We start from the raw sequence: 11,019 nt of genomic DNA on the forward strand, positions 1-11,019 counted from the left end.
ATCCGGCCTACAGGTTGTCGCAACGTGTAGGCCTGGTAAGCGCAGCGCCACCGGGCAACCCGGCTAAATGACGCGCGAGAACTGCTGCATCCGCGCTTTCTGGCGCAGATACGCGTCAAAGCACATGCAGATATTGCGGATCAGCAAACGACCTTTCGCCGTCACCTGAATTCCCTTCTCGCTAATATCCACCAGCCCATCTTTCGCCAGCGGCGACAGTAACTGCAAATCTTCGGCAAAATACTCAGCGAAATGCAAACCCCACTGCTGTTCGACAGCGTTAAAATCCAGGCGGAAGTTACAAATCAGCGCCTTGATAACATCGCGACGAATGCAATCATCACGGGTCAGCGTAATACCACGCCATAGCGCATTGCCCCGCTCATCCACTTGCTGGTAATAACGCTTCAGCTCTTTCTGGTTCTGCATGTAGCCATCGCCAATCATGCTGATAGCAGAAACCCCCATCCCCAGCAGATCGGTATCGCCCTGGGTCGTATAGCCCTGAAAATTACGGTGCAGCACGCCTTCGCGCTGCGCGACGGCCAGTTCGTCGTCCGGACGGGCAAAATGGTCCATCCCGATAAACTGATAACCGGCCTGAGTAAGCGATACGATGGTCTCCTGCAAAATATCCAGTTTCTGCTGCGCACTGGGTAAATCGGCATCTTTAATTTTACGCTGGGCGGCAAAAAGCGTTGGCAGATGCGCATAGTTAAAGACGCTCAAACGATCGGGGTTCAGCTCCGTCACACGCTTCAGCGTGAAAGCGAAGCTTTCCGGCGTCTGTTTCGGTAGACCGTAGATCAAATCGATATTGGTCGAGGTAAAGCCGATATCGCGGGCGTGATTAAGCAGCGCAAAGATGAATTCTTCATCCTGCTCGCGGTTAACCAGGCGCTGCACCTCTTTATTAAAGTCCTGCACGCCCATACTCAGGCGGTTAAAACCTTCCGCACGTAAATGATCGAGCACATCCAGCTCAATTTCACGGGGATCGACTTCGATCGAGATTTCCGCGTCGGTATTAAAGTGGAAATTTTCACGCAACAGCGTCATTAAGCGGCTGATTTGCGCTTTATTCAGGTAAGTAGGCGTACCGCCGCCCCAGTGAAGCTGGCTGACATGACGGTCTGCAAACAGCGGCGCGCGATGGCGAATTTCCTGCTCAAGCGCGTCAAGATACTGGTCAGCTTTATGCTGTTGGCGGGTGACAATCTTGTTGCAGCCGCAGAAATAACACAACTTGTGACAAAACGGGATATGCACATACAGCGAGAGCGGACGTTCAGGATAACGCGCCACAGCCTGCAAGAATGCGGCGTCCTCGAAGTCTTCAGAAAACTCCAGCGCGGTTGGGTACGAGGTATATCGTGGCCCGGAATAATTATATTTCTGGATCAGGGCCAGATCCCAGTCTATTTGCTGTTCAGACATGCTCACTCCTTCCGATGGCGTCTCTGGCGGGTACGGCGTACCGGCTTCACGCCATGACGGGCGGCAAGCCGGCTGCGCAGCCATTTCTGTCGCCGCGACAATCGCTGTAGTTTAACGAATAACCACACCAGATAACATATAACCGGAAGGGTTATAAGCAGGACGGGCAAGCCCACGGTGTAAACCCGTTAGTTGCCGCCTCTTAGCAGGCGCATCATATCTTCCTGCTTCTCGTCCTCTTCGTCGTCTTCGTCGTCGTCATCGTAAGACAGACCAAGCTTCTGCATCAGTTCATCAATACGATCCAGTTTGGCATCTACCCAGGCTTGATCTTCCGCACTCAGGGTTTCGCCCGCTTCCAGACGTTCTAACAGCGCATCCAGGCGCTCATCCGTTTCCAGTAAATCCAACTCCGCCTGCGGTGAAAGCATAGGTTTCTCACTTTTCGGTTTATGCTGTTGGGTCACTTTTTCAGTCACGCCCAATGGAACAGGTGTTTTACTGCCAATACGTGGATCTTTTTGTTGATTCTGATTGCCGCCGCCCGAAGCGGAATTGCCGCCCGCCGCGCGACTTCCCGGCGCATGACCGCGATGTTTTTTCAGGCGTTTACGGTCGCGCGCCTCCTGGTTTAACTCTTCACGCGTTTTACGACGCTGTTTGCCAAAGGCTTTACTGCGCGGTGCAGAGGTTGGTTTTTTCATGATGTCAGATCTTTAAGCCGTTTTATTCAGTATAGAATTGAGGCGGAATCTAGCAGAAAGCAAGCAAAGAAAAAAGGCGACAGAGTAATCTGCCGCCTTTTTTCTTGACTCACGACCCTTAACGGGTTCCACCATCCCTGTTGGCTATCAACACGCCCTGTTTTTCCCTTAGCCTGGAACATTCCATGTTGTTTCCATTTCCTTTTACTAACGTCTCCGGACGTTTGTCTTCCTGACAATCCTGTGTCTTCGCCTCCTGGCGCTCCTGACCCTCATCCTGAGTCGTTGATCCTGTTAGCGTCCTCGCTATGTGCATTACTTTACTCTTTTGGGGTAAACTCACAAGATACCGACACGGCAAATCCCTTTTTTTCAGACAATTACCTTTCTATAAATTCATGATTTAACTATATTAACTGGCTTTGAGCCTGACAACGACTCTGTCATGTCGCATAAGTGCAATGGTCAATGTCTCACAAAGCGTATGGCTTTTACTTACAGCACCGCCGCGCCGAAAAATCCGTCTTTTGCTGGCGTTCAGGTATAATCGCCACAATGCTTTGACTGACGGAGACGACCGCTTTGACTAACCTGAATTATCAACAGACGCATTTTGTGATGAGTGCGCCTGATATTCGCCATTTACCTTCCGATTGCGGAATTGAAGTGGCTTTTGCTGGCCGTTCCAATGCAGGCAAATCCAGCGCCCTGAACACGTTGACCAACCAAAAAAGCCTGGCGCGCACCTCTAAAACGCCGGGCCGTACCCAACTGATTAACCTGTTTGAAGTCGTAGATGGCAAACGGTTGGTCGACCTGCCGGGCTATGGCTACGCGGAAGTCCCGGAAGAGATGAAACGCAAGTGGCAACGCGCGCTGGGGGAATATCTGGAGAAACGTCAAAGCCTACAGGGCTTAGTCGTTTTAATGGATATCCGCCATCCGTTGAAAGACCTCGACCAACAGATGATCCAGTGGGCTGTAGAGAGCAATATCCAGGTTCTGGTTCTGCTGACCAAAGCGGACAAACTGGCCAGCGGCGCGCGCAAGGCGCAGTTGAATATGGTACGTGAAGCCGTGCTGGCTTTTAATGGCGATGTGCAGGTAGAAGCGTTTTCCTCGCTGAAAAAGCAGGGCGTGGATAAGTTACGTCAGAAGCTGGATAGCTGGTTTAGTGAACTGGCACCGGTCGAAGAGATTCAGGACGGGGAATAATCACCCGCTATGCCGGATGGCGCCGCTGCGCGTCTTATCCGGCCTACGGTGTGAGCGAAACTTTTCTTGCGCACAATAAAAAACGCCCCAGTCATAAACTGACTGGGGCGGCTAAAATATTCAGCCAAATCCGATTACGTGAAGTAAAAGGTCTGAAAGATAGAACATCTTACCTCTGTACCCTACGTGAATAACTTTACTCTTTTTTGAGCAACACAGAAAGACCTTTTCGTAATTTTTTTTCATTCTTTACATAGGGAATTCTAATACCCATCACAAAACCCCCGTGCTTATGTTGCTTAATTACGAAAAAAGCGCGTTATTCCTTAAATGCTTAGTGCGCTTGATCCCAATTTTCTCCGCTACCGACTTCCACCAGCAACGGCACATCAATACGCGTGCAGTTTTCCATCAACTGATGGATACGTTTTGCTACCGCATCTAAGTCGTCTTTATGCACCTCGAACACTAATTCATCGTGTACCTGCATAATCATCCGCACGCGTGGCTGCTCGGCCTGTAGCCAGGCATCGACGGCAATCATGGCGCGCTTGATGATATCGGCAGCCGTTCCTTGCATGGGAGCATTGATCGCCGCGCGTTCCGCCCCCGCGCGCCGCGCCGCGTTGCTGGATTTAATATCCGGCAGGTAAAGGCGGCGTCCCTCCAGCGTTTCCACATAGCCTTGTTCTTTTGCCTGAGCGCGGGTGCGCTCCATATATTCCAGCACGCCAGGGTAGCGTTCGAAGTAGAGATCCATATACTTCTGCGCCTCTTTACGCGGAATATTAAGCTGGCGAGAAAGACCGAAGGCGCTCATCCCGTAAATCAGGCCAAAGTTAATGGCTTTCGCACTTCGGCGCTGTTCCCCGGTCACGCTATCCAGCGGCAAGCCAAAGACTTCCGCCGCCGTTGCACGGTGAATATCTTTCCCTTCGGCGAACGCCGTGAGCAGCCCTTTATCACGGGAAAGATGCGCCATAATACGCAGCTCAATCTGTGAATAGTCCGCAGACACGATGAGATAATCCTCAGGCGCAATAAATGCCTGACGAATGCGGCGGCCCTCTTCATTGCGCACCGGAATATTTTGCAGGTTCGGATCGGTGGACGATAAACGTCCCGTCGCCGTTACCGCCTGATGATAGGACGTATGGACGCGCCCGGTTTTCGGGTTAATCATCAGCGGCAGCTTATCGGTATAGGTGGATTTTAGCTTCGCCAGACCACGATACTCCAAAATCACTTTCGGCAGCGGATAGTCCAGCGCCAGCTCCTCCAGCACCTCTTCCGACGTTGACGGCGCGCCGCCAGGCGTTTTCTTCAGCGGCTTAATACCCTGCTTTTCAAACAGGATAGTCTGCAACTGCTTCGTCGAGGACAGGTTGAACGCCTCGCCCGCAATGTCATGCGCTTTCTTTTCCAGTTCCGCCAGACGTAGCGTGATTTCTTCCGAATGTTTGTGCAGGACGGCAGGATCGATTTTTACACCATTGCGCTCAACGCGTGACAGTACCGGCACCAGCGGCATTTCGATGTTTTCGAAAACATTCAGCGGGCCTTTGTGCTGCTGGAGCTCAGGCCACATTTTGAGATGCAACTGTAACGTGACATCCGCATCTTCTGCCGCATAGCGCCCCGCTTCCTCCAGTGCGATCTGGTTAAAGGTGAGCTGGTTTTTACCTTTACCGGCAATGTCTTCAAAGGTGATAGTTTTGTGCTTCAGCCAACGATCGGACAAGCTGTCCATATCATGGCGTCCGGCGACGCTGTTCAGAATGTAAGACTCAAGCATGGTATCGAAGGCGATACCGCGCAGCTCAATACCGTAATTTTGCAAGACGCCGCGATCGTACTTGAGGTTTTGCCCCACTTTGCGCACTTTTTCATCTTCCAGCAGCGGCTTCAGCAGTTCCAGAGCACGCTGGCGGGAGATTTGATCCGGAGCGTCCAGATAATCATGTGCGACAGGTACATACGCGGCAACGCCAGGTTCGATGGCAAACGAGAGGCCCACCAGGTTGGCGGCGATATTATCCAGACTGTCGGTCTCCGTGTCGAAAGCAAAAACTGGCGCTTTTTTCAGCTTTTCAATCCAGCTTTCCAGCGTAACGTCGTCCAGAATCGTGACATAATTTTCATAAGAGAGCGCCGCTGCCGGTTCGCTGGGCGATTCATCAATAACGACCGTTTCCTGCGGTTTGGCCGCCGGTTTCGCGCCCTTTGCCTGTAGCCACTTGCCTGACTCAACGTCCGCCGTCCAGCGCTTAAACTCATATTTTTTAAACAGGCCCAGCAGTTCATCCGCAATCGGCTGCTGCACTTCAAGCTGTTCGCAGGTCAGCTCCAGTTCAACATCCGTTTTAATGGTGGCGAGTTTATAAGACAGGTACGCTACGTCTTTATTCTGCGCTAATTTACCGGCCATCGTTTTGGCGCCGCGGAAAGTGAGACCGGCAATTTTTTCCGGCTCGGCGTACAGCGTATCCAGGCCGCCCAATCCCTGAAGCAAAGCTTGCGCCGTCTTCTCACCCACGCCTGGTACGCCTGGAATATTATCCGAGGAGTCCCCCATCAGCGCCAGAAAGTCGATAATCAGCTCAGGCGGCACGCCGTACTTATTAACGACTTCATCCGGGCCGAGGATGGTGTTAGTCATGGTGTTGATCAGCGTAATATTCGGCGTCACCAACTGTGCCATATCTTTATCGCCGGTGCTGATTAATACCGGACGCCCCACCTTCTCCGCTTCTCGCGCCAGTGTACCGATAACGTCATCCGCTTCTACGCCAGAGACTGCCAGCAGAGGTAACCCCATGGCTTTAACCATGGCATGTAACGGCTCTATTTGCGCTCGCAGATCATCCGGCATCGGAGGACGATGCGATTTGTAATGTTCAAAGAGCTCATCACGGAAGGTTTTTCCTTTGGCGTCAAACACCACCGCAGCATGCGTCGGCTGATACTGCATGATCAGGCTGCGCAACATGTTGAGGACACCATACATTGCGCCCGTAGGTTCTCCCGCGCTGTTGGTTAACGGCGGAAACGCATGATAGGCGCGATAGAGATAGGATGAGCCATCTACGAGAATAAGTGGGTTTTCTGGGATCTGAACCATAATGTCCGTGCCTGTTTAACAGATTATGGTTAAAGGATGCCACATACAGGAGGAAAACTTGAGTTTTTCGCCGCATTTGCGGAAAAGTTTTGTCGATCTTCAGGATCGCTCGCAAAACAACCTGTGGATAACTTTGTGTGTAAATTCTTACCATTACTTTAAAATCAGCGCGATAGCCTTCTCATCTTAATAATTACCCATTATTTTCAATGAGTTGTTAACATCACGTTTTTCTGATTATCTGATTCATGCCGTTATCATAATGTGGATAGTTGTTACGAGTGTTTCTATTTCACTCAGCGCCATCATTAGCATCGTTTTCTGATAGAATCAGCCTCTTGCGCCCTTTTCGCGCACCGTTTATGGCTAACTTTTGAATAATTTATTATGACGAGAATACTCGCGGCTATCACGCTCCCATTGAGTATCGTATTGACCATCCTGGTCACTATTGTTTGCTCAGTACCGATCATCATTGCCGGTATGGTAAAGCTTCTTTTGCCTGTTCCCGGTATCTGGCGCAAGGTCTCCATTTTCTGCAATTTCATGATGTATTGCTGGTGTGCTGGTCTTGCAGCGCTGTTACGCCTTAATCCGCACTTGCAATGGGATGTAGAAGGGTTAGAAGGGCTGAGCAAGAAAAATTGGTATTTACTGATTTGTAATCATCGCAGCTGGGCCGATATCGTTGTGCTTTGCGTTCTGTTCCGCAAGCATATCCCAATGAATAAGTACTTTCTTAAACAGCAATTGGCCTGGGTGCCGTTCATCGGCCTGGCGTGCTGGGCATTAGATATGCCGTTTATGAAGCGCTACTCCCGTAGCTACCTGCTCCGCCACCCCGATCGACGCGGCAAAGATGTTGAAACAACTCGTCGCTCTTGCGAAAAGTTTCGTCGGTATCCCACCACTATCGTTAACTTTGTTGAAGGCTCGCGATTTACGCATGAGAAACGTCAGCAAACGCATTCACCTTATCAACATCTGTTGCCGCCAAAAGCAGCCGGTATTGCAATGGCGATTAACGTTTTAGGCTCACAGTTCGATAAGCTGCTTAATATTACGTTGTGTTACCCAAACAACGATCGCCACCCTTTCTACGATATGCTAAGCGGTAGGCTGACGCGTATTGTTGTTCGGGTGCAACTGGAACCCATAAATGAAGAACTGCACGGCGATTACGTGAACGACAAAACATTCAAACGCCGTTTTCAACGTTGGCTTAATACGCTGTGGGATAAGAAAGATATACAGATAGAAGAGATTAAAACATCTTATAAAAACGCCGGTCAGTGACCGGCGTTCTTTTTATTTTTTATCAACCAAATATTTCACAGTATCAGCATACTGCTGAACAAAAACATCCATGCTGCTGGTATCCATGCCTTGTGGGTTAATCTGGTATTTGCCATTGACGAACATCGCCGGAACGCCCTGCAGTTGCAGGTCAGCCGCGGCTTTCTCCTGTTGCGCAACCAGTGATTTCACCACGAAGCTGTTCCATGCCGCATCGTAATCTTCGCCCTTGACGCCCGCATCAACGAACACTTTACGGATATCCGCGGCAGATTGTACTGTCTGGGTTTTCTGTACGGCTTCAAACAGCGGGACCGTGACTTTATCTTCTACACCCAACGCCATCGCCACCGCCCATGCCTGGGTGAGCTCCTTGCCCAACGGCCCCAGGAACTCAACGTGGTACTTGGTCATTTTGGTGCCTTCCGGCAGCTTTTTCTTCACATTGTCAGACACATGAAGCACTTCTTCAAACTGATAACAATGTGGGCAGTAGAAGGAGAAAAACTCCAGTACCTGGGGTTCGCCAGCGACCGGTTTATCCAGCGTGATATACTGTTTACCGTCGCTGATCTGTGCTGCCGAGGCGCTAAAAGCTAAAACCATACCAGCCAGCGCCAGCCAAATCTTTTTCATGATCAACTCTCTCCGATTAATACATTGGCGTTAATTGTAAAGGGGGTTCGTGCAAAATTTTAGTCTGCTCAATAAAAGTCGTTGTCTGTCGCTGCCAGTAATCTTCCCCTGTTAACCAGGGAAAGTTTTTTGGAAACGCAGGATCGCCCCAACGACGAATCAACCAGGCAAGATAATAAACTAAACGCATGGCGCGTAAAGGTTCAATGAGACCAATTTCAGCCGTATCGAACTCACTAACTTCTTCATAAGCTTCAATAATGGTTTCAAGCTGCATTCGCTGTTCGGCTTTGTCGCCGTTCAGCAGCATCCATAAATCCTGTATCGCCGGACCGTTACGGGCATCATCTAAATCGACAAACAGCGGTCCATCACGCCATAGAATGTTGCCGGCATGACAATCGCCGTGCAATCGCAGCGTGGCGAAATCGGTGCGCCAGCATTCGGTAACTGCAGACAGTAGAGTATCAGTGGCTTTCAGGAAAGCCGCTTTTTGCCCGGAGGGAATCAGTGCGGCATCTTCGAATACCTGGCGAGGTTCAAAAAGATACTCTGCAAGCCCAATGTCAGGCCGGAAAGTGAAAGGACGTTTTCGCCCCGTCTGATGCAATCGACCAAGATAACGCCCTACCGCCTCCATCTGATCAATATTGTCTGCTTCAAACTGACGACCGCCTACGCTGGGGAAAATAGCATAATGATAGCCCTGATGCGCTAACAGCGTCTGGCCATTAAACGCGAGCGGAGCAGCAACCGGAACCTCATCCTTCACCAGTTCAAGCGCGAATTGGTGTTCTTCCCGAATTTGATCAACAGACCAGCGTTCAGGACGATAAAACTTAACGACAAAACGTCGACGGTCTTCATCCTGAAACTGATAGACGCGGTTTTCATAACTGTTTAGTGGAGTCAGCCCGGAATCCACCCTGATCCCCTGTTCAAACAGCGCATCCATGATGGTTTCCGGGTGTAGCGTCTGGAAAGTAAAAGCGTTGTCGTTCATCCCATCATCCGGAAAATACTACGAATGATTCAGGATATCATTTCGTGGCGATTTCGGTGGCGCCGCTTACAAGGTTTTACTCTTTAATAACGCCGCGGGCGCGTAAAAGCGCCGTTTTAAAGTCCTCTTCATAGTCTTTTTGAATCCCTGGAATGGCGGCGTCTTTGGCGGAATCGCGCATTTTCAGATGGTAGATCAGGATATCATCAGTTAAATCTTCCAGTTTGCCGTCAAAACCTGACTCTTTCGCCAGTTTCTGCAAAAATTGCGTCAGATTAAGATCAGGCTCTTTCTGCCAGGCTGGCTGGAGGAGTTCAATGACTTCATTCAGGCGTTTACATTTCATAGCTGTGCTCCTTATTCTTGATACAGACACGGTAGCAGGGTCAATCCCACAATAAAAGAGGCGATATCGGTGAATCTGGATGAAGTAATAACCGGCGTGGTGCTGGCAGGCGGTAAAGCCCGGCGGATGGGAGGTGTGGATAAAGGTCTGCTTGAACTGAACGGTAAACCGCTCTGGCGACACGTTGCCGACGCGCTCGCGCCGCAACTGGCTACGGTCGTCATTAGTGCTAATCGCCATCTGGATATCTACCAGGCCAGCGCCCTGAAAGTCATTCCGGATTCAATTGCTGACTTTCCCGGTCCGCTGGCGGGTATGCTTTCCGTTTTTCAGCAGGTAGCAGGCGACTGGTTTCTGTTTTGTCCCTGTGACAATCCCTGTATCCCCCACAACCTGGTCGATCGTTTAGCAGCGCAGCGTCATGGTGCACCCGTGGTTTGGGTTCATGATGGAGAGCGCGATCATCCAACGATCGCGTTGATTAATCGTGCCGTTGAGCCCCAGTTGACAGCTTATTTGCAAGCAGGCGAGCGGCGGGTAATGATTTTTATGCGCCAGGTAGGCGGACACGCCGTTGATTTCAGCGATTGTAAAGAGGCATTTGTGAACGTCAACACGCCGGAGGAACTCGCGCAATGGCAAAAGAGACCATGATACCGCTACTCGCCATTGCCGCATGGAGCGGCACGGGAAAAACAACACTGCTGAAAAAACTGATCCCAGCACTTTGTGCGCACGGTATTCGGCCAGGGCTGATTAAGCATACCCATCATGATATGGATGTCGATAAACCGGGTAAAGATAGCTACGAGCTGCGTAAAGCCGGGGCGGCACAGACGCTGGTTGCCAGTCAGCAGCGCTGGGCGTTAATGACGGAAACGCCGGGGCAAGAAGAGTTGGATCTGGCATGGCTGGTGAGCCGGATGGATGCATCAAAACTGGATCTGGTGCTTGTTGAAGGGTTTAAACACGAAGCAGTTGCGAAGATCTTACTTTTTCGTCAGGGATGTGGGCACAGCGAGGAAGAATTAATTCTTGATGAGCATGTTATTGCGGTTGCCAGTGATATTCCACTTGCCGTAGCGGTACCCGTTTTGGATCTTAATGATGTATCGCAGATTTCTGCCTTCATTTTGCGGTGGTTAGAGAAAGCACGTTCCTTGTAGGCCGGATAAGGCGGAGCCGCCATCCGGCGGTGCAGGTTGCCTGATGGCGCTGCGCTTATCAGGCCTACATTTTTACAGTTACCACACACGCAAAG

General features: G+C 50.6%; 12 protein-coding genes. 4 read left to right on the forward strand and 8 right to left on the reverse strand.

Features of this window, described 5'->3' with window-relative positions; translation table 11 throughout:
- Positions 1-63 precede the first annotated feature (63 nt).
- From hemN to NA197_RS20645, 3 genes are all read right to left on the reverse strand, one after another.
- Positions 64-1,437, reverse strand: coding sequence for an oxygen-independent coproporphyrinogen III oxidase (gene hemN, locus NA197_RS20635; protein WP_000003520.1), 1,374 nt, complete (start codon positions 1,435-1,437; stop codon positions 64-66).
- Positions 1,438-1,625: 188 nt separating this feature from the next.
- Complete coding sequence (yihI, locus tag NA197_RS20640) at positions 1,626-2,141, reverse strand: Der GTPase-activating protein YihI (protein ID WP_000743291.1); 516 nt, start codon at positions 2,139-2,141, stop codon at positions 1,626-1,628.
- Positions 2,142-2,259: 118 nt separating this feature from the next.
- Positions 2,260-2,484 (reverse strand): hypothetical protein, encoded by a 225-nt coding sequence (locus NA197_RS20645; RefSeq protein ID WP_001541209.1) that lies wholly within the window; start codon positions 2,482-2,484, stop codon positions 2,260-2,262.
- 239 nt (positions 2,485-2,723) lie between these two features.
- On the opposite strand from NA197_RS20645, the gene yihA reads away from it, so the two are divergent.
- Positions 2,724-3,356, forward strand: coding sequence for a ribosome biogenesis GTP-binding protein YihA/YsxC (yihA, locus tag NA197_RS20650; protein ID WP_000183327.1), 633 nt, complete (start codon positions 2,724-2,726; stop codon positions 3,354-3,356).
- A gap of 120 nt (positions 3,357-3,476) precedes the next feature.
- Here the strand turns inward: yihA and NA197_RS20655 are convergent, their stop codons facing one another.
- Both NA197_RS20655 and polA read right to left on the reverse strand, forming a co-directional pair.
- Complete coding sequence (locus NA197_RS20655) at positions 3,477-3,524, reverse strand: spot 42 RNA, inhibition of DNA synthesis (RefSeq protein ID WP_071892919.1); 48 nt, start codon at positions 3,522-3,524, stop codon at positions 3,477-3,479.
- Positions 3,525-3,690: 166 nt separating this feature from the next.
- The gene (gene polA, locus NA197_RS20660; RefSeq protein ID WP_000249972.1) at positions 3,691-6,477 is read right to left on the reverse strand and encodes a DNA polymerase I; all 2,787 of its coding nucleotides are present in this window, start codon (positions 6,475-6,477) and stop codon (positions 3,691-3,693) included.
- A gap of 387 nt (positions 6,478-6,864) precedes the next feature.
- On the opposite strand from polA, the gene NA197_RS20665 reads away from it, so the two are divergent.
- Positions 6,865-7,773, forward strand: a complete 909-nt coding sequence (locus tag NA197_RS20665) for an acyltransferase (protein ID WP_000196890.1) — start codon at positions 6,865-6,867, stop codon at positions 7,771-7,773.
- A gap of 12 nt (positions 7,774-7,785) precedes the next feature.
- Here NA197_RS20665 and dsbA read toward each other — a convergent pair whose 3' ends face one another.
- From dsbA to NA197_RS20680, 3 genes are all read right to left on the reverse strand, one after another.
- Positions 7,786-8,409, reverse strand: coding sequence for a thiol:disulfide interchange protein DsbA (gene dsbA, locus NA197_RS20670; RefSeq protein ID WP_000725364.1), 624 nt, complete (start codon positions 8,407-8,409; stop codon positions 7,786-7,788).
- A 16-nt stretch (positions 8,410-8,425) separates the two neighbouring features.
- Positions 8,426-9,412 (reverse strand): serine/threonine protein kinase, encoded by a 987-nt coding sequence (locus tag NA197_RS20675; protein WP_000999264.1) that lies wholly within the window; start codon positions 9,410-9,412, stop codon positions 8,426-8,428.
- Positions 9,413-9,488: 76 nt separating this feature from the next.
- The gene (locus NA197_RS20680) at positions 9,489-9,758 is read right to left on the reverse strand and encodes a YihD family protein (RefSeq protein WP_000649858.1); all 270 of its coding nucleotides are present in this window, start codon (positions 9,756-9,758) and stop codon (positions 9,489-9,491) included.
- A 69-nt stretch (positions 9,759-9,827) separates the two neighbouring features.
- Here NA197_RS20680 and mobA point away from each other — a divergent pair, with 69 nt between their 5' ends.
- Entirely contained in the window at positions 9,828-10,412 is a 585-nt protein-coding gene (gene mobA / locus NA197_RS20685) for a molybdenum cofactor guanylyltransferase MobA (RefSeq protein WP_023259298.1), read from the forward strand.
- Entirely contained in the window at positions 10,409-10,924 is a 516-nt protein-coding gene (gene mobB, locus NA197_RS20690; protein WP_010989262.1) for a molybdopterin-guanine dinucleotide biosynthesis protein MobB, read from the forward strand. The genes mobA and mobB overlap by 4 nt, the downstream gene beginning before the upstream one ends.
- Positions 10,925-11,019 lie beyond the last annotated feature (95 nt).

Origin of the sequence: Salmonella sp. NW884, assembly GCF_051700745.1 — a bacterium.
GTDB classification, from domain to species: domain Bacteria; phylum Pseudomonadota; class Gammaproteobacteria; order Enterobacterales; family Enterobacteriaceae; genus Salmonella; species Salmonella enterica.